The sequence below is a fragment of the Sinomonas notoginsengisoli genome, assembly GCF_021554725.1.
Classification (GTDB): Bacteria; Actinomycetota; Actinomycetes; order Actinomycetales; family Micrococcaceae; genus Sinomonas; species Sinomonas notoginsengisoli.
In genome coordinates, this window is the sequence record NZ_JAIZDP010000003.1 from 167432 (window position 1) to 186073 (window position 18642).

The following is an 18642-nucleotide window of genomic DNA, read 5'->3' on the forward strand; positions in this document are numbered from 1 at the left end:
CAGGAATGCGGGAAGGCTGGGGGCCGAGGAGGAAGACATGACGGATGGTCCCCGCCGCCCACGGTGGCTCACGCGCAACGTCGCGACACTTTCCGGCGTGAGCTTCCTGCAGGATGCCGCGAGCGAGCTCCTGTACCCGATCATGCCGATCTTCCTCACCGCGGTGCTCGGCGCCCCGGCCGCTGTGGTCGGCGCTATCGAGGGCGCGGCGGAGGGCGTGGCCTCACTGACCAAGATCGCGGCGGGCCGGATTGCGGACCGCTCATCGAAGCGGAGGCTCATAGGCCTCGGGTACGGACTCGCCGCCGTGGGCAAGCTCATCATCGCGCTTGCGAGCACGTGGCCCATGGTCCTCGCGGCCCGCTGCACTGACCGCCTCGGCAAAGGCATCCGCGGCGCGCCCCGCGACGCGCTCCTCATGGACGGCGTGGAGTCCGGCAACCGCGGCCGGATCTTCGGCTTCCACCGCACGGCCGACACCCTCGGCGCCGTCGTAGGCCCGGCCCTCGGCCTGATCCTGTACGAACTGTTCGAGCGGCAGATCCCGCCGCTGCTCTGGGTGGCCGTGGTCCCGGCCGTCCTCTCGGTCCTGCTCGTCGCCGCCGTCCGCGAGCGCCGGCCCGCGGCCGCCTCGCCCACCCTCGGTGAGCGCACGACGGCGGGTGGCCGCGCGGCGTCGTCCGCTCGCCCCGACGTGGGGTCGCCGCTGCCCGGGAGGCTGCGACTGCTCATCGCGGGGCTGACGGTGTTCTCGCTCGTGAACTTCCCGGACGCGCTGCTGCTGCTGCGCGCGCATGGCCTCGGGCTCTCCACCGAGGGCGTGATTGGGGCCTACATCCTGTACAACGTCGCCTACGCGGCACTGTCCTACCCCGCCGGGGCCCTGTCTGACCGGATTCCGCGGTACCACGTGTACGCGATGGGGCTCGTGTGCTTCGCGATCGGGTACCTGGGGCTCGGGCTCATCTCCGACCCGCTGTGGGTCTTCCCGGTGCTGATCGTGTACGGCGGGTTCACGGCGGCGACCGATGGCGTGGGCAAGGCGTGGGTCTCGAGCCTCGCGCCGGCCGCGCTGCAGGGCCGCGCGCAGGGGCTGTTCCAGGGGCTCACCGGCGGCGCCATCCTGGTCGCCGGGCTGTGGGCGGGTCTCGCGTGGGGCGACGGCGGGCAGGTCCCGCTGCTCGTGAGCGGCGCTGTGGGGCTGGTGCTAGCGATCGGGCTCGTCGTGGCCGGCCGTCGCCTCGCCGTCACCGGGGCACGGCGAGGCGGCGGCCCTGGCTAGATTCCAGCCCAGCGGGAACGCCGGGGATGATGTGCCCGCCGTCGGTTGGCGCGCTTCAGCGCTCGGTATCCCGCGTCGTGTCGATTTCCTCGTCGCGGCGCGCCTCCCGGCGGGCCTTGGCTTCGTCGGCGGAATCCCTCAGGTGAGCCTTGATATCCGCGGCGGCGTTTTTGAACGCCCCCTCGGCCTGGTGTGCCTTGCCCTTGAGGATCTTCGAGTTGTCATCCGTGGCCCTGCCGACGGCTTCCTCGGCCTTGCCCTTGAGCTTGTCACCCGCGGCGTCCATCTTGTCCTCGATGCCCATGGCCGTCTCCTCCCTCGCCGATGATCGGACAATCCCCACGCTACGCGCTGCCGGGGCCGCTGTCAGTGAGGCCCCAGGAAGAGGCGCGGACATCTTCAGCCTCGGCCGTCTGTGCGCCTTCGAGCAGAGCCGCACCGGCGGGGCGAGCCGAGTGTTCTTCAACCCGTGGAAGGACAGACGCCTCTAGAGTGGTTGCCCGAGATGTGCGGTCACAGGAGCCGCGATCGCCCCGAAGGCCCAGGCACGGCAAGCAGGAGGAATTGATGGTGAACGCAGCCCAGATGATGCAGGCGGCGTTCGTCCGCGAGCTCGGCGGGACGGAGAAGATCGAGGTCGGGCAGCTGCCCATCCCCGAGGCCGGGCCCACGGACGTACTCGTGCGCATGGAGGCCAGCGCGGTCAACCATGTGGACCTCTTTGTCCGCTCCGGCTCCTACAAGACCGGGACTCCATTCCCCTTCGTGATCGGCCGGGACCTCGTAGGCACCGTCGAGCGGGTGGGTCCCGGGGTGGTCGCCTTCGTCCCGGGCGACCGTGTCTGGACCAACAGCCTCGGCCATGCCGGCCGGCAGGGCGCGTTCTCGGAGTACGCGGTGGTGGCCGAGGACCGCCTCTACCCGCTGCCCGACGGCGTCGACCCCTGCGCCGCTGCGCCCGTCCTGCACGCCGCCGCGACCGCGTACCTGGGACTCGTCCGCGAGGCGCACCTGCAGCCGGGCGAGACCGTGTTCGTGGCTGGCGGCGGCGGTGCGGTCGGGGGCGCGGTCATCCAGCTCGCGAAGTCCATGGGTGCGCGCATTCTCACCTCGGCGTCGGCGGACGACGCCGAGTGGTGCCGCTCGCTCCTGGCCACCGGCAGGCTGACCTCCCGGATCGGCGCGACGTTCCGCCTTACCGAGGCGGCCAAGGCCCACGAGGCGCTCGAGTCCGGGGGTGTCCGCGGCCGGGTCCTGGTCCTGGCGTTAGCACGGAAACGGCTGCCCGGCGTAATTCCCATCGCTGCCCGGGGCCCGCAGCCCCCGTGGTTGCGCTCGCCCTAGGGCTGCACCCGCGCGAAGCTGTGCGCCGTGACGATCGGAGCCGCCGTCTCGGAGGCGAAGAACCGCAGTACCTCGAGTGCCGCCGCACGATCGTCCGCCACCGCCGCCACCGCACCGGCAAAGACCGTGTCGATCGCACAGTCAGGAGGCAGTACCCCGAGGATGCGAACGCCCGGCTGCCCCACGAGCTCGCTGAGCTGCTGGAACCCAAGGTCCACCTCGCCGTCGGCGAGCAGCTTGGCCACCGGCACGCCTGGGCGGGCCTGCACAAGGCGGTCGCCGAGCTCTGAGGTGAGGCCCCAGCCCTCGATCATGCGCACGAGCGCGGTGCCGCTGGGGCCGGTCGAGTACCCAACGCGGCTGGCGGCCTTCAGGGCGGCGCGGAGGCCCTCGGCGTCCGGGAAGGCGGTGCCCTCGGGCCGTGCCGCCGGCTCGTCCGTGTGGGACGCGACGGCGGCGGCGACCTGCGAGAGGACAAGAGGCGTCACCGAATCCGCGTCCACGTGCCCGCCGTCGGCGAGGCGGTTGAGGGCGCCGTCGGCGAGGAAGACAAGGTCGAACGGCTCGCCGGCGGCCACGCGCTTCGCGGCATCCACGCCGCCGACGGATTCAACCTCGACGGCCGGGAGGCCCGCCGTCACCGCGGCCGAGTTCAAGTCGGCGAGGACGTGCCGCGTGGCCATCGAGGAGATCGCCCTCATGCGGCGTCCTCGAAGGCCTCGGCGTCGACCTCGGCGGCCGGACCGGGTGCATAGCGAGGGCCCGAGACAGTCGCCGTGTCGATGAGCTCGCCTGCCCGCTCCAGGAGTGAGGGGTCGACAGCGAGCCCCACCGCGGCCTGATTCTCCCGCAGGTGGTCGATCCGGGTGGTCCCCGGGATCGGGACGACGTGGTCGCCGCGGGACATCACCCAGGCGAGCGCGAGCTGCGCAGGGGTGCATCCGGCCTTGGCGGCTAGCGCACGCCAAGCCGGCAGCAGCGCGGCGTTCGCCGGCCAGTGCTCGGGCTGGAACCGCGGCATGGCGCGGCGGATGTCCTTCGGGGCAAGGCCCGCAGGATCACCGATCGAGTCGCCGAGGAAGCCGCGGGCAACGGGCGAGAACGCGACGAGCGCCACGCCGGTGTCCCGGGTGGCCTCAAGCATCCCGAGCTCGGGGTTGCGGCTCCACAGCGAGTACTCGTTCTGCACCGCCGCAATCGGGGCCACAGCCTGGGCCTCACGCAGCCGCTGCACCGAGACCTCGGACAGGCCGATGGCACCGATCTTGCCCGCGGACACCATCTCCGCGAGCGCACCGACGCTCTCGCCGATGGGCACGTTCCGGTCCCAGCGGTGCAGGTAGTACAGGTCGATGTGGTCCACGCCCAGCCGCCCCAGCGAGGCATGCACCTGCGCGCGGAGCGTCTCGGGACGCCCGTCGATGGTCTTGACCCCATCGACGGGCGCCATGCCGCCCTTGCTCGCCAGCACGATCTCGTCGCGGCGGCCCGCGATCGCCCTGCCGACCAGCTCTTCGTTGCGGCCCCCGCCGTACAGTGTGGCCGTGTCGAGATGCTGCACGCCGTCGTCGAGCGCCGCGCGCAGCAGCGCCAGCCCCTCCTCGGGGCTCGGCGGCACGCCGTACGCGTGGCTCAGGGACATGCAGCCGAGGCCGATCCGGGGAAGGTTCACGCGAGCTGCTCCTCGAGCATGCCGAGCACGCGGTAGCAGTCGATGACCTGGCGGACGGACGAGTTCGGCTCACGACCCTCGCGGATCGCGCTGACGAACTCGCGGTCCTGCAGCTCGATGCCGTTCATGCTCACCGCCACCTTCGACACGTCGATCTGCTCGTCCTTGCCGTTGAACAGGTCGTCGTAGCGTGCGATGTACGTCGCAGTGTCACCGATGTAGCGGAAGAAGGTGCCGAACGGGCCGTCGTTGTTGAAGGACAGCGACAGCGTGCAGATCGCGCCGGTCTCGCTCTTGAGCTGGATCGACATGTCCATGGCGATGCCAAGCTCGGGGTGGATCGGGCCCTGGATGGCGTTGGCCTGCACGATCTTGCCCGCCTGGTAGGCGAACAGGTCCACCGTGTGGGCGGCGTGGTGCCACAGCAGGTGGTCGGTCCAGGAACGCGGCTCGCCCTTGGCATTCGTGTTCGTGCGGCGGAAGAAGTACGTCTGGACGTCCATCTGCTGCACGTTGAACTCACCCGCGGTGATCCGATTGTGCACGAGCTGGTGCGAGGGGTTGAAGCGGCGCGTGTGGCCGACCATCGCGACACGGCCCGAGGCCGCTGCTGCCTCCGCGGCGGCGAGGGTCGCCTCCGCCTCGGCGAGTGAGTCGGCGAGCGGGATCTCCACCTGCACGTGCTTGCCGGCCTTGAGCACGGCCTGCGTCTGCGACGCGTGCAGGCCGGTCGGGGTCGCGAGGATCACGGCGTCGACGTCGTCGCGTTCGAGAACGGCGTCAAGCCCGACGACGGCGTTCGCCACGCCGTACTTCGCGGCCACGCCGTCCGCCTTCTCCTGCGAGGTGGCGCTGACGACGGTCACCTCGGCGTCCTCGATGTTCTTCAGGCCGTCGAGGTGCTTCATGCCGAAGGCGCCGTTGGCGCCGACGACGGCGACGCGGATCTTGTCGGTCATTCGTTACTCCTTTTCGCGGATCGAGGTGAGAGTGTCAGGCGTTCGGAACCGCCGCGGTCTCCGCGGGCTCGGGCGCCGGCACCTGATCCGTGGGCTCGGTCACAACCGCGTCGTCGGCGGAGTCTGCGCGCGGTGCGACGGGGTTCGAGATGACGAGGTGCCCGACGGCGGTGTTCGAGGCGGGCACGTGGTAGAAGCGGTGGTCCACCGACGGAGCCTGGCCGCCGAACTGGTCGTCCATCGCGCCGCGGGCAATGAGCCAGTCCACGAGCTCGATGCCCTCAGAACCCGCCTCGTCGACGTACTCCATGTGATCCCACTCGGTCAGGCCCAGCGGGTCGGCGATGAGGTGGTCGAGGAAGGCGTTGTCCCACTCCTCGTTGATGAGGCCAGCGCGGGGACCCTGCAGCTGGTGGCTCATGCCGCCGGTGCCCCAGATCTGCACGTTGAGTTCCGGGCCGTCCCACTTGTCGAGGGCGCGGCGCAGCGCCTTGCCGAGCTCGTAGCAGCGGCGGCCGGAAGGTACCGGGTATTGCACCACGTTGACGGCCAGCGGGATGACCTTGCACGGCCACTCCTTGACGTCGCCGAAGACGAGCGAGAGCGGCACGGTGAGCCCGTGGTCCACGACCATCTCGTTGACGAGGGTGAGGTCGAAGTCGTCCTGGATGACCGACTGCGCGATGTGGGCGGCGAACTCCGGGTAGCCCTTCACGTCCGGAACGGGGCGGGGGCCGTAGCCCTCGTCGGCGACGGGGTACTCGACGCCTGTGCCGAGCACGAAGGTCGGGATGATGGAGGAGTCGAATGCGGTCGCGTGGTCGTTGTAGACGAGGATGACGACGTCGGGCGTGTTCTCCTTGGCCCACTTGCGGGTCCACTCGTACCCGTCGAAGACCTTCTTCCAGTACGGCTCCTCGGTCTTGCCGAGGTCCATCGCGGCACCGATCGCCGGGACGTGCGAGGTGAACAACGCCGACGTGTACTTCGCCGGGGCGTCCTCGCGCATCGTCTCGGACTTCTCGTGCGGTTGCGGGGGCGTCCAGCCGTCGAGGTCCTTGGCACGGTTGCCCTGAGGGCTGCGCCCGCCGCCGACCATCATGTCGCGGTAGGCAGCCTCCGACATACCCGTCATCGAGCCGGCCATCTGCTGGAAGCTCAGGCCGTGGGTGGCGCCGATCTTGCTCAGGAAGTAGATGTTACCGCCCTCGGCCATCATGGCGTTGAGGTCCATGTCGAGCACGGCCTGACGCTGCTTAGGCGAGAGAGGCCACTCATCGAGGTAGGCCTCGCGGTCGGCGAGGTACCGTTCGCGGTTCTCGGGCTTCATCAGCGACATCGAGAACTGGTTCAGGTGGTATCCCTTGCGGGCCATTTCCGCGTCGAAGATGATCGTGCCGGGAACCTGCTTGTAGGGCTTGTCGAGTGCCATGTCATGCTCCTTCGGGCCAGTACAGGCGACGGGGATTGTCCACGAGCAGCCGCTGCTGGAGCTCAGCCGTCGTCGCGATCTGGGGAATGTAGTCGACCAGCAGTCCGTCGTCCGGCATGTGGTCCTTGAGGTTGGGGTGGGGCCAGTCGGTGCCCCACAGCACGCGGTCGGGGAACTCCTCGACCACGCGTCGGGCGAACGGCACCACGTCGGTGTAGGCGTGCTGTTCGCCGTCGAGAGCGCGCGGGCCAGTGACGGAGAGGCGCTCGGGGCAGGAGACCTTGGTCCAGACGTTCGCATTCTCGCGCATGAAGCGCAGGAACAGCTCGAACTCCGGGCCATTCGGGTCCTTGGTCACGTCGGGGCGGCCCATGTGGTCGACGACGACGTCGGTCGGGATGCTGGAGAAGAAGTCGAAGAGGTCGGGCAGGTCCGCGGCCTCGAAGTAGATGACCACGTGCCAGCCGAGGGGCGCGATCTTCGCGACGATCTCCTCGAGCGAGTCCGTGGGGACCCGGTCGACGAGGCGCTTGACGAAGTTGAAGCGCACGCCGCGGACACCAGCCTCGTGCAGCTCGGCGAGCTGCTCGTCGGTCACGTCGCGCCGGACGGTCGCGACGCCGCGCGCCCGCCCTTCGCTGCGGCGCAGCGCGTCGACCAGCGCGCGGTTGTCGGCACCGTGGCAGGTCGCCTGGACGATCACGTTGCGCTCGAATCCGAGGTGGTCGCGCAGGGCGAAGAGCTCCTCCGCCGAGGCATCGCAGGGCGTGTACTTCCGCTCGGGCGCGTAGGGGAACTCGGCGCCGGGGCCGAACACGTGGCAGTGGGCGTCGACCGCGCCGGCAGGCAGCCGGAAGGTGGGCTTGGAGGGGCCCTCGTACCAGTCCAGCCAGCCGGCGGTCTTCTCGAAGCCGCCCGTCGTCTTTCCGTGCGCCATGGTCAGTTCTCCACGTACTCGAGGCCGGCGGCGGCGAGCGGTTCCCGCATGCCGTAGAGGTCGAGGCCGAGCACGCCCTCGCGGAACTTCTGGCGCTTCGACTCCTCGTTGTCCTCGCGCTTCTGGCTGGCCTCGGCGACCGCGCCGACGAGCTGGCGCGGGACGACGACGACGCCGTCGACGTCCGCAACGACGACGTCACCGGGGTTGACGAGCGCGTTCGCCACGACGACCGGGACGTTCACCGAACCGAGCGTCGCCTTGACCGTGCCCTTGGCATTGATGGCCCGGGAGAACACCGGGAAGTCCATCTTCTCGAGGTCCGCCACGTCGCGGACGCCGCCGTCGATCACGAGGCCCTTGCAGCCGCGCGCGGTCAGCGAGGTGGCGAGCAGCTCGCCGAAGAAGCCGTCCTCGCTCTCGGTGGTGCATCCGGCGACGATGACGTCCCCCTCCTGCACCTGCTCGGCGGCGGCGTGGAACATCCAGTTGTCGCCGGGCTGCAGCAGCACGGTGACCGCCGGCCCGCAGAGCTTCGCGCCGGTGTACACCGGGCGGATGTAGGGGCGCAGGAGGCCGACACGCCCCATCGCCTCATGGATCGTCGCGACGCCGAACTTCGAGAGGCGTGCGACATCGTCCGGGTCGGGGCGCTCGATGTTCGTGTGGATGAGTCCGAGGTTGTTCAGTCGCATGAGGTTCCTCCTCTTTACAGCCCGCGCGCCGTCAGGGCACGGTCCAGGCGCGGGTACACGCGGCGGGCATTGGCTTCGAAGACCTGCGCGCGCTGCGCGTCGGTCAGGTTCTCGGTGGCATCGACGTACCGCTTCGTGTCGTCGAAGTAGTGGCCGGTGCGCGGGTCGATGTCGCGGACGGCGCCGATCATCTCGCTGGCGAAGAGGATGTTGTCCGTCGGGATGACCTTGGTGAGCAAGTCGATTCCGGGCTGGTGGTAGACGCAGGTGTCGAAGAAGACGTTGTTCAGCAGGTGCTCTTCGAGCTCGGGCTTGCCCAGCGCCATGGCGAGGCCGCGGAATCGGCCCCAGTGGTAGGGAACAGCGCCGCCGCCGTGCGGGATGACGAGCTTGAGCTCGGGGAAGTCGCGGAACAGGTCGCCCTTGAGCAGCTGCATGAAGGCGGTCGTGTCGGCGTTCAGGTAGTGGTCCCCGGTGGTGTGGAACACCGGCTTGGAGGACGTGCTGACGTGCACCATGGCCGGGATCCCGTACTCGACGAGCTTCTCGTAGACCGGGTACCAGGATCGATCCGTCAACGCCGGCGCCGTCCACTTGCCACCGGAGGGGTCAGGGTTGAGATTGACAGTGACCGCGCCGAGGTCTTCGACGGCGCGCGTCAGTTCGGCGACCGTGGTGGCCGGATCCTCGCCCGGCGACTGCGGCAGCATGGCCCCCATGAGGAACCGGTCGGGGAAGAGCTCGCCCACCCGGGCGCACAGGTCGTTGCAGATCCGTGCCCAGGTCTTGCTGACCTCGAGGTCGCCGATGTGATGGGCCATGAACGAGGCGCGGGGGCTGAAGACCGTGATATCGCTGCCGCGCTCATTCATGAGCTTGAGCTGGTTGGCTTCGATTGTCTCGCGGATGTCATCGTCGGAGATGTGCAGCGCCGCCGGATCGGGGGCTTCACCCCGCCCTTCGGAGAAGGCGATCTGCTTATCGCGCCAGGCGCCCAGCTGAGCTGGGGCTGTCGTGTAGTGGCCATGGATGTCGATGATCAACGAGTGTCGTCCTTGTCACTTGGAGCGGGGTATGTCTCCATGCTAGGGACGTCCACGCATACAGTCGAATAGATTTAGGGCGCACCCCGCATAGATACAATCAATACATGGCGTTGACCGACCTCAACCAGCTTCGCACCTTCGTAGTGCTCTACGAGCTGCGCAGCGTGACCGCCGTCGCCGAGCGACTGCACGTGACGCAGCCGACCGTCAGCTATACGCTGCGACGGCTTCGAGCGCGCTTCGGCGACGAACTGTTCCGGCGCGAGGGGCACGACATGGTGCCGACGTCGAGGGCCACCCAGCTCTTCGGCCCGATCCACGAAGCGCTCGCGCAGATCGACGCGACCGTGGACGAGCCGGACACGTTCGAGCCAGCCGGGTTCAGCGGTGAGTTGATCCTCGGGCTCACCTCCATCGGCGAGCAGACGTTCCTTCCGCCCATCATGACGGGGCTGGCACGCGAGGACGCCCGGCCGCACCTGCAGGTGGAGAGGCTCGATTCGGATCAGGTCGAGGACGGGCTCACCCGGGGAACGATCGATCTGGCGATGACCGTGTCGATGATCGGCAGCCCGGGCCTGTGGCGCTCGCATGTGCGCGCCGTCGAGTATGTGGCACTTGTCTCCGGAGCACACCCCCTGCCGCCGACCGGGCCTGAGATGTTCGCGGGACGCCACTTCCTCCGGGTCTCGGCACGCGGGGGGCACATCTTCCCGCTGCAGACGCTCACCGAGCACGGGCTGATGCAGGAGGTCGTGCTGACCGTGGAGGAGTATGCGACCGTGCCCGCTGTGCTGGAGGCAACGGACCTCGTTGTCCTGCTGCCGCGGCACGTCGCCGAGGTGTTCTGCGGGTGGTTCCCCGGCCTGCTCATCGCCGACCTTCCATGGCCGGGCCACAGCACCCCCGTGTCGCTGTACACGCGGCGCGATCCGAGCCTGACGCCAGCACAACGGTGGTTCCGCTCGCTGGTCCTGGCCGCCGTCCGCGAATAGACGCGAGTTCAGGAGCCGCAGCGGGTCAGCTGCGCTTGCGGTTCCAGCTGGCCTTCGCCGGCGCGAAGGGACTCCGGACGTGGATCGACCACGAGGAGTGCGGGTGGATCGAGAGGATGCAGCGCTCGTACCAGGCGCGCGCCTCCTCGGAGAGCTTCGGCAGCACGGCGTCCTTGTCGACGTCGTCTTCCGGGCGGGGCCGCAGTGCCTTCCAGACCAGCTGCACCTCGGGTGCCCCCGTCGGGATGCCGCCGATGTCGAGCACCGCGCGGTCCCAGGGCAGCTGCAGCCGTGGATCACGCTTGTACACCCAGACGCGCGGAGCGCCGTCCTCCACGTTGACCTTCAGCACCCACGCGTTCTTGTCGACATCGCGGACGAGCACAGGCTGCACCTCGTCGCCCTGCTGGACGTCAGCGAACGGCACCAGGTCCTCTTCATCGCGCACCGCCCACGCGTCGTAACCCGCCGGCAGGCTCGCCACGAGCTGCGGCAGGTCGCCGAACACCACGCTCACGTCCGTGTTGGGGCGCTCGCGAACAGGCTCGCCCAGCCATTGGTCGAGCGCGACACCCCCCGAGAGCCACCACCGGACGGGCGACGACGCGAGCAGATCTGCCGCGGCCTGCGCTGTGAGAGGGTCCCAGCGTGTCTCGGGAGCGGGCGCGGAAGAAGCCATGGGTCAAGGGTACCCACGCCGCTCGGAGGACGGACCGGCGAGGGTCTGGGGCGCTCCCCGGCGTGGCAGGAGCACGACGGCGCGTGGGGCCGGGGACCAACGGCAGCGGCTCCAGAAGCCCCGCCACTGAGGCACAGCCACTGCAAGGATTGCGTAAAGGCCAGTCTGGGAGCTGGCACCTACGGGTACGCTTCCACAGTCCGACACGGACTGGACCGCAGACGAACTGGACCATAGAAGGGTGTTGCTGTGACAACTCTGAGCCGGCCCCCGGCGGAGCCGCGGGCGAGCAGGAGAGGGCGGAGCGGCTCCCTCAAGGCTTGGCTGCTGCAAGACCTCCATCAGGGGCAGGCAGTCCATCCCGGGCCGCATGCGATTGCAGCTGGGCACGAGAAGAAGCACAGATGGTGGCAGGTCATGTGCCTGACGGGGGTCGACTACTTCTCGTCCCTCGGCTACGCGCCGGCCATCGCCGTCGTTGCGGCCGGGGTGCTCTCCCCGCTGGCGACGCTGGTGCTCGTCGTCGTGACCCTCTTCGGCGCCCTCCCCGTCTACCGGCGGGTCTCGGTAGAGAGCCACAGCGGCTCCGGGTCGATCGCGATGCTCGAGCGGCTCCTGCCACGGTGGGGCGGGAAGTTCTTCGTACTGGCCCTCCTCGGGTTCGCCGCCACGGACTTCATGATCACCATGACGCTCTCCGCGGCCGACGCCGCCGCCCACCTGATTGCCAACCCGCTTGTGCCGGGATGGCTGCAGGACCAGAACCTCGTGGTCACCCTGGTGCTCCTCGCACTCCTCGCCGCCGTGTTCCTGCGCGGCTTCAAGGAGGCCATCGGCGTCGCCGTCGTCCTCGTCGGCGTTTACCTCCTCCTCAACGCCGTCCTGGTGCTCGTCACGCTCGGCCACGCGCTCACCCATCCCGTCCTCGTCGGCGACTGGTGGCAGGCCCTCACCACCTCGCACGGCAACCCGCTCCTGATGGTCGCCGTTGCTCTCCTCGTCTTCCCCAAACTCGCGCTCGGCATGTCCGGGTTCGAGACCGGCGTCGCCGTCATGCCTCAGATCCGAGGGGATGCCGCCGACACGGAGGAGAACCCGGCAGGCCGCATCCGCGGCACCAAGCGGCTCCTGACCGTCGCGGCGCTCATCATGAGCACGTTCCTCCTCACGAGCAGCTTTACCAGCGTCGTCCTAATCCCGCAGAACGAGTTCGAGCCCGGCGGCGCGGCGGACGGCCGTGCCCTGGCGCTGCTCGCGCACGAGTACCTGGGCGTTGCCTTCGGCAGCGTGTACGACATCAGCACCATCGCGATCCTCTGGTTCGCCGGCGCCTCGGCCATGGCGGGCCTGCTCAACCTCGTGCCCCGCTACCTGCCCCGCTACGGCATGGCGCCGCAGTGGACGAGGGCGAGCCGCCCGCTCGTCCTAGTGTTCACGTTCGTGGCGATCCTCGTCACGCTGATCTTCAAGGCGAGCGTCGAGGCCCAGGGCGGTGCCTACGCCACAGGGGTGCTGGTGCTGATGACGTCCGCCGCTGTTGCCGTGACCCTCTCTGCCCGCGATCGCGGCCAGCGCAGGGCCTCGATCGGGTTCGGGGTCATCGCCGCCGTCTTCGTCTACACCACCGCGGCGAACATGTTCGAACGGCCCGAGGGAATCCAGATCGCCGCGATCTTCATCGCCGCGATCATCGTCATCTCCTTCATTTCCCGCGCCCGGCGCTCCTTCGAACTGCACGCCACCGGCATCCATTTCGACGAGAAGGCCGTCGAATTCGTCGCAGCAACGGATTCGGGGCCCGTGCAGATCATCGCCCACGAGCCACTCAGGCTCACGAGCCAGGCCTACCGCGACAAGCTCCGCTCCGTGAGCGAGGTGAGCCACCTCCCCCTCGACGACAACGTCGTCTTCCTCGAGGTGATGGTGGATGACTCCTCGGACTTCGAGACCGAGCTCGAGGTCCACGGGACCATGCGCCACGGGTACCGGGTGCTCGAGGTCCACGGCCCCGTCATCCCCAACACGATCGCCTCGGTGCTCCTGCACATCCGGGACGTCACGGGCCTCATGCCCCACATCTACTTCCGCTGGACCGAGGGCAACCCGGTTCGGAATCTCCTGCGCTTCATGTTCTTCGGCGAGGGGGAGATCGCGCCGGTGACCCGCGAGGTGCTGCGCCAGGCGGTACCGGATGTCACCCAGCGGCCGTGGGTGCACGTAGGCTGAGGTACTTCGGGCGCAGTCCACCCGAGTCGTCTCGACGTGCGTTGTCCGCGCATCTGCGGCGGCCGGCAGGACTTGGGACAGCGCATCGGCCCTCCTCCCAGAACTTTTCCCAGACCGCGATACCCTGAACAGTCTCGACGGCAACCGACCCGGAACGAGGACTCCATGTCCGATACGCCTGACAGCCCCGACCGGCGCCAGCTCGCCGGCCTCTTCACTGACCCCCTCGGCCGGGCCGGCATCCGTTCGGTCCAGGCCCTCGCCGTCGGCGCCCTCCTCTGGGCCGTCGTGTGGATCCTGCTCAGGATCCCGCTCGTGGTGATCCCCGTGGTCATTGCCGGGATCCTGGCCTGCGCGATCCTCCCCCTCGTCCGCTGGCTGCACCGCCGCGGATGGCCGCGGGCGTTGGCGGTGCTGGCCTCCTTCGTGGCCATCCTGGTGGTATTCGGCGGGATCATCACAGGGATCGTGTTCCTGATCCGGGCTCAGGCGCACGAGCTCGCGGAGCGCTTCACAACAGGCCTCGAACAGCTCCACACCTTCCTCAACAACGGGCCGGCACGCGTCAGCGACGAGCAGATCACCCAAGCGAAGGACTCTATCCAGCACTTCTTCACCTCCGGCAGCATCGGGGCGGAGGCGCTCACGGGCGCCCGGACGGCCGGCGAGATCATCACCTCCCTGATCCTCATGGCCGTCATCCTCTTCTTCTTCCTCAAGGACGGGCGCCAGATTCTCGAGTTCGTGCTGTGGTTCATGCCGCCATCGCACCGCCAGAAGGCGTACCTGGCCGCGGAACGGAGCACTCACGTGCTTGGCGGCTATGTGCGGGGAACCGCCCTAGTCGCGGCCGCGGATGCGATCATCGTCGGCATTGGACTGCTGATCCTGCAGGTGCCGCTGGCGGTGCCGCTGGCCGTGTTCATCTTCATCGGCGGCTTCATCCCGATCTTGGGCGCAACACTGGCAGGCTTCCTCGCCGTCGGGATCGCGCTCATCTCCAATGGCCCTGGCGTGGCCCTCATCGTGCTCATCGTGGTCCTTGCCGCGAACCAGATCGAGCACCACCTCCTCCAGCCGCTCCTCATGGGCAGGGTCCTCTCGATCCACGGGCTCGGGATCATCCTCGCCCTCGCGTCGGGTACCGTGCTCGCGGGCATCATCGGGGCCCTGCTGGCCGTTCCCACCACGGCGGTGGCATGGTCCATCATCAAGACCTTCACCGGCCGCGGAGAGACCACAGAGGCTACCGCGACCGGGCCCGCCGGGACGCACCGCTCCGAGCCCGTGGTGACAGACCGCGAGGCGTAGGCCCACAGGGACGCGACGTCACTCCGAGGTGGCACCGCACCTTTCAGACAGCACCTGACGATGCCTCCTCCCGCCACCCGGCCTCGAACGCCTCTGTGCCGTGCAACGGCCCGAGGTGCCGGTCCGCGAGGATGGCGTCGAAGGGATGCGGCGCGATGCCGAGCGCCCGGCGGATGGCCGCCGCCCTCGCTGCGAGCGCGCCCGCAGATCGTGGGTCCCCGGTGACGGCCGCAACATGCGCGAGCCCTTCGTGGGTTTCGGCGAGGCCAAACCGGTCGTCCGCGCCCTCCGCGGTGGCGAGGCTCTCGTCCAGGCCCTCCCGGGCGGCGTCCACATCGCCGGTGAGGAGGCTGATCGCCGCGAGGTGCCGGAGCGCACGCGCACGGTAGGTCTCATCGCCGAGCTCGGCAAAGCGGTCGCGTGCCTCGGCAAACCGATGCGCGGCATCCTCGAGCCGGCCCGTGTGGGCGAGTCCCGCGCCGTCGTTGAGGTTGGACACCGCGAGGATCCACGGGTCCTCCGCGCCGCCCGCCTGCGAGCGCAGGGAGTCGAGTGCCTGCGTGAGCAGCCGTGCCGCGTCCTCGAGGCGGCGGTCGGAGAGGGCGATCATTCCCGCAAGCGTCAGGGCGTTCCGACGATGCACGACGCCGCTGCTCGCCTCGGCCTGGACCGCGAGTGCGGCTGCATGGACCCGCGCCTCATCGATATCGCCCTGCAGATAGGCGAGCCAGCCCGCACCCCACCGAGCCGTCGCCGCGAGGGAGGGCTCGACGTCGTTCGCGGCCTCCAGTGCCGAGCGCAGCCAGGCCCGGCCCTCCGAGAACCCGCCCTCCCAGAGCCAGAACATCCACAGCGAGCTCGCCAGCCGCAGCGCGTCTGCCCCTCGTCCCGTGCTCTGGAGCCACTGGAACGCGAGCCGGAGGTTGCCGAGGTCGGCGGCGGTCGCGCGGTGCGCGCTGCGCTGGCCGGTCTGGCGCATGGCGGTGGCGGCCAGCTGCGCTTCCTTGAGGAACCACAGCGCGTGCCGGTCCCGCACGCTGGCCTCGGCGCTCGAATCAAGGAGCCTGGCCCTGCCGAATTCACGCACCACGTCCAGCATCCGGTAGCGTCCGTGCTCCGCGCCCGGGGCCGGAGCGGCCGCCAGATTCTGGTCCACGAGCAGGCTGACGCCGGGCAGCGGATCCCGGCCAAGCACCTTCTCCGCGGCGGCCAGCGTCCAGCCCTCGAACACCGCGAGCCGGGCAAGCGCCTCCCGGGCGGGCTCCTCGAGGAGCCGGTAGCTCCACGCGACGGTGGCCTCGATGGTGCGGTGCCGCTCGTCGTCGTCCACCGGGGAAACGGTCAGGATGCCGAGCTGGCCCTCGAGCCGGTCCCGCAGGTCGGCGAGGCCGAGGTGGGCCACCCGCGCCGCGGCGAGCTCGACGGCAAGGGGGAGGCGCTGGACGCGGTCGCAGATCTCCTCCACGACCTGCCGGCCACTGCCCAGATCGATGCCGGGCCGCACGGCGGCCGCGCGCTCGGCGAACAGCTCGGCCGCGGCCGCGGAAGTCAACGGCTCGACGGGGACAATCTGCTCGGCCCCCAGCCTCAGCGCGGCCCGGCTCGTCACCAGCACCAGCGCGTTCGGGCACCGGCTCACCAGGCTGCCCACGAGAGGCGCAGCGTCGAGGACGTGCTCGAACGTGTCGCACACCAGGAGGATCCGGCGGGTGCCGATCGCCTCGCACACCAGGTCCGGCACCGAGCCCTGCGCTGCGTTGGCGCCGATCGCCGTCGCGATCGCGAGGCCAGCGGAGCTCGCGTCGTGGCAGCTCGCCAGCTGGACAAAGGCCGCACCGTCGTCGAACGACGCCGCGCACTCGCCCGCCGCCGCGAGGGCGAGTCGCGTCTTGCCCACCCCGCCCGGACCGGTGAGGGTCACGAGCCTGGTGGCGGGGTCTCGGAGGAGGCCGGTCACGCTGGCCAAGGCGTCGCCCCGGCCCAGCAGGGGCGTCCGGGAGGGCGGCAGCGGAGCGGGCCGGATCCGCGCGGTTCCGGCGAGCCCCCGCGCGAGTGCAGTGAAGCCGTCCCGTTCCGTGCCGACAAGGCCCACCGCGTCCGCCACCCGTGCGGCGGTGCCCGGGTAGAGCCGGGTTCTTAGACCGCGCTCGGTGTCGCTCACCGCGCGGACGCTGATGCCCGCGCGCTCGGCGAGGCCCTCCTGCGTCAGCCCGGCCGCCAACCGGAGGCGCCGGAGTGTGCCGGAGAGCTCGGTGCCTGCTCCCATGGCCACCTTCTCTCTGCATCAAGAGTAGGGCGGCGCCCGCGCGGGCGGCAGCAGGCGCGGACCGGACTCGGTGGGCTAGTCGGTGGGTTCCCGTCATGGAGGCGGCCGGTGCTGCGCGGGACCCTTGTCGCATCGGAACAACACACCATAGGAGGACACCATGTCTACCGAGATGTCACGCACGCTCGTCGCCCGCTTCTACGAGGACGTTCTCAACCGCCGCCAGTTCGAGGTGATCGATGAGATCGCCGCCGAGGACTATGCCGAGAACGATCCACTCCCCGGCCAGGGCGAGGGCCGGCAAGGACTTCGAGACCGGGTCTCGGCGCTCGCGGATGCGCTTGAGCCTCATTTCACGGTAGAGGACGTCATCGCGGAGGGGGACCGCGTCGTGGTGCGCTGGCGCAACCGCGGCACGCACGTCGGGGAGTTCCTCGGCCTCCCGGCCACGGGAAAGGCCTTCGACATTGCCGGTATCGACATCTACCGCGTGGCCGGGGACCGGCTCACCGAGCACTGGCACGTGGTGGACCAACTGGCGATGCTCATGCAGCTCGGCCTGATCCCGGCGCCAGAGCCAGCCGGATCATGACTGGGGTGGCGGAGGCCCTCCCCGCCGTTGCCTCACGGGTGGACCGCGAGCTGGCAGAACGCGAAGCGGCGCTCGTGCGCCTGCGGCGGCAGTTCCACGGACACCCCGAGCTGGGGTTCGAGGAGCGCTGGACGGCGGCTACCGTGGCGCGGCTGCTCGGCCGGCTCGGGCTCGTGGTGCGGAACGGCGTGGGCCGCACGGGAGTCGTCGCGGATCTCGAGGGAGGCTCTCCGGGGCCCCGGATCCTGGTCCGGGCCGAGCTCGATGCCCTCCCGGTACGTGAGGCAGCTGGCGAGGAGTTCGCTGCGACCAGCGGGACGGCGCACGCCTGCGGCCACGACGCACACCTCGCCGCGCTCATAGGCATCGCGGAGGTCTTGGCGCATCACCGGGAGGAGCTCCGGGGATCGGTGCGGTTCTGCTTCCAGCCTGCCGAGGAGCTCCTCGCGGGCGCTGCCGGGATGATCTCGGACGGTGTGCTCGAGGGCGTCGACGCCGCCCTCGGCGCACACGTGCTCGCCGCACTCCCGTACGGGACGGTCGCCGTCAACTCCGGCCCGGTGCTCTCCGGGGCCGACTTCTTCCGGGCAACCGTGGCCGGAGGAGCGGGCCACGCGGGCACACCGGGGCAGTTCGCGGACGCCATTGTGGCCGCGGCCCATGCGTGCACCGCACTCCAGGCCCTCGTCGCGCGGGAGACCTCCCCGGGGGAGCTCCTCGTGGCCGGGATCGGCTCGGTGCGCGGCGGGAACGCCGCCAACGCCGCTCCCGAGGAGGTGGCTCTCCTCGGCAATCTCCGGTGGCTCGAGACCGAGGTGGAACGCCGCGCCATGCACCGCGTCGAGGAGGTCTTCTCCGGAGTGGCCGGGGCACTCGGGTGCAGCGCCCTCGTCGAGTGGACCGGGCATGCCCCCGTCCTGGCCAACAGCCCCCGGCTGGCATCCGCCGCGAGGGAATCGATCGAGGCAGACGGGCTGGCCGCCGTCATCGAGATGCCACCGCTGACCGCGAGCGACGACTTCGCCGAGTTCTCCCAGCGCGTTCCGGGGCTCTTCCTCGGCATCGGAAGCGGTGGCCCGGGCTATCCGCCGCACCACCACCCCGCATTCAGGGTGGACGAGCGGGCCGTCCTGGGCACGGCGCGGGTGCTTTGCCGGTCGCTGCTGTACGCTGCGGACCTCGGTTGGTAGCCCAGCCGAGCGCACG

17 protein-coding genes are annotated in these 18642 nt (G+C 69.9%); 7 read left to right on the forward strand and 10 right to left on the reverse strand.

Translation table 11 applies throughout. The features are described 5' to 3' along the window. The first annotated feature begins 37 nt into the window (after positions 1-37). Positions 38-1282 (forward strand): MFS transporter, encoded by a 1245-nt coding sequence (locus LF262_RS08330; protein WP_235779835.1) that lies wholly within the window; start codon positions 38-40, stop codon positions 1280-1282. Positions 1283-1337: 55 nt separating this feature from the next. Here LF262_RS08330 and LF262_RS08335 read toward each other — a convergent pair whose 3' ends face one another. Further along, complete coding sequence (locus LF262_RS08335; protein ID WP_235779836.1) at positions 1338-1586, reverse strand: CsbD family protein; 249 nt, start codon at positions 1584-1586, stop codon at positions 1338-1340. A 263-nt stretch (positions 1587-1849) separates the two neighbouring features. Between LF262_RS08335 and LF262_RS08340 the strand changes: the two genes are divergently transcribed. After that, positions 1850-2626: an alcohol dehydrogenase catalytic domain-containing protein gene (locus LF262_RS08340; RefSeq protein ID WP_235779837.1), complete on the forward strand. Its 777-nt coding sequence runs from the start codon at positions 1850-1852 to the stop codon at positions 2624-2626. On the opposite strand, the gene LF262_RS08345 is transcribed toward LF262_RS08340, so the two are convergent. From LF262_RS08345 to LF262_RS08375, 7 genes are read right to left on the reverse strand one after another with little or no spacing between them, the layout of a single operon-like run. Continuing rightward, positions 2623-3327 (reverse strand): substrate-binding domain-containing protein, encoded by a 705-nt coding sequence (locus tag LF262_RS08345; protein ID WP_235779838.1) that lies wholly within the window; start codon positions 3325-3327, stop codon positions 2623-2625. The two genes, LF262_RS08340 and LF262_RS08345, sit on opposite strands and share 4 nt — an antisense overlap. Beyond that, positions 3324-4298 carry an aldo/keto reductase gene (locus LF262_RS08350; protein WP_235779839.1) on the reverse strand — a complete coding sequence of 325 codons (975 nt, stop codon included), beginning with the start codon at positions 4296-4298 and terminating at the stop codon, positions 3324-3326. Before LF262_RS08350 ends, LF262_RS08345 begins: the two co-directional genes overlap by 4 nt. Next, a complete protein-coding gene (locus LF262_RS08355) occupies positions 4295-5257 on the reverse strand; it encodes a Gfo/Idh/MocA family oxidoreductase (RefSeq protein ID WP_235779840.1) in 963 nt (320 codons plus the stop codon). Before LF262_RS08355 ends, LF262_RS08350 begins: the two co-directional genes overlap by 4 nt. Positions 5258-5291: 34 nt before the next feature. Beyond that, on the reverse strand, positions 5292-6689 hold the full coding sequence (locus LF262_RS08360; RefSeq protein ID WP_235779841.1) for a protocatechuate 4,5-dioxygenase subunit alpha/beta: 1398 nt from the start codon (positions 6687-6689) through the stop codon (positions 5292-5294). Between the two features lies 1 nt (position 6690). After that, on the reverse strand, positions 6691-7626 hold the full coding sequence (locus LF262_RS08365; RefSeq protein WP_235779842.1) for an amidohydrolase family protein: 936 nt from the start codon (positions 7624-7626) through the stop codon (positions 6691-6693). 2 nt (positions 7627-7628) lie between these two features. Next, positions 7629-8321 carry a 4-carboxy-4-hydroxy-2-oxoadipate aldolase/oxaloacetate decarboxylase gene (gene ligK, locus LF262_RS08370; protein WP_235779843.1) on the reverse strand — a complete coding sequence of 231 codons (693 nt, stop codon included), beginning with the start codon at positions 8319-8321 and terminating at the stop codon, positions 7629-7631. Positions 8322-8335: 14 nt separating this feature from the next. Next, positions 8336-9364, reverse strand: a complete 1029-nt coding sequence (locus LF262_RS08375; protein ID WP_235779844.1) for an amidohydrolase family protein — start codon at positions 9362-9364, stop codon at positions 8336-8338. A 107-nt stretch (positions 9365-9471) separates the two neighbouring features. Here LF262_RS08375 and LF262_RS08380 point away from each other — a divergent pair, with 107 nt between their 5' ends. Continuing rightward, positions 9472-10362: a LysR family transcriptional regulator gene (locus tag LF262_RS08380; protein ID WP_235779845.1), complete on the forward strand. Its 891-nt coding sequence runs from the start codon at positions 9472-9474 to the stop codon at positions 10360-10362. 25 nt (positions 10363-10387) lie between these two features. Here the strand turns inward: LF262_RS08380 and LF262_RS08385 are convergent, their stop codons facing one another. After that, a complete protein-coding gene (locus LF262_RS08385; RefSeq protein ID WP_235779846.1) occupies positions 10388-11041 on the reverse strand; it encodes a hypothetical protein in 654 nt (217 codons plus the stop codon). A gap of 249 nt (positions 11042-11290) precedes the next feature. Here LF262_RS08385 and LF262_RS08390 point away from each other — a divergent pair, with 249 nt between their 5' ends. Both LF262_RS08390 and LF262_RS08395 read left to right on the forward strand, forming a co-directional pair. Beyond that, positions 11291-13267: an APC family permease gene (locus LF262_RS08390; protein ID WP_235779847.1), complete on the forward strand. Its 1977-nt coding sequence runs from the start codon at positions 11291-11293 to the stop codon at positions 13265-13267. Positions 13268-13432: 165 nt separating this feature from the next. Continuing rightward, on the forward strand, positions 13433-14578 hold the full coding sequence (locus LF262_RS08395) for an AI-2E family transporter (RefSeq protein WP_235779848.1): 1146 nt from the start codon (positions 13433-13435) through the stop codon (positions 14576-14578). 43 nt (positions 14579-14621) lie between these two features. Here LF262_RS08395 and LF262_RS08400 read toward each other — a convergent pair whose 3' ends face one another. Then, the gene (locus tag LF262_RS08400) at positions 14622-16844 is read right to left on the reverse strand and encodes an ATP-binding protein (protein ID WP_235779849.1); all 2223 of its coding nucleotides are present in this window, start codon (positions 16842-16844) and stop codon (positions 14622-14624) included. A gap of 160 nt (positions 16845-17004) precedes the next feature. Here LF262_RS08400 and LF262_RS08405 point away from each other — a divergent pair, with 160 nt between their 5' ends. Both LF262_RS08405 and LF262_RS08410 read left to right on the forward strand, forming a co-directional pair. Further along, positions 17005-17436 carry an ester cyclase gene (locus LF262_RS08405; protein WP_235779850.1) on the forward strand — a complete coding sequence of 144 codons (432 nt, stop codon included), beginning with the start codon at positions 17005-17007 and terminating at the stop codon, positions 17434-17436. A 5-nt stretch (positions 17437-17441) separates the two neighbouring features. After that, entirely contained in the window at positions 17442-18626 is a 1185-nt protein-coding gene (locus tag LF262_RS08410) for a M20 metallopeptidase family protein (protein ID WP_235779851.1), read from the forward strand. The last annotated feature ends 16 nt before the right edge of the window (positions 18627-18642 follow it).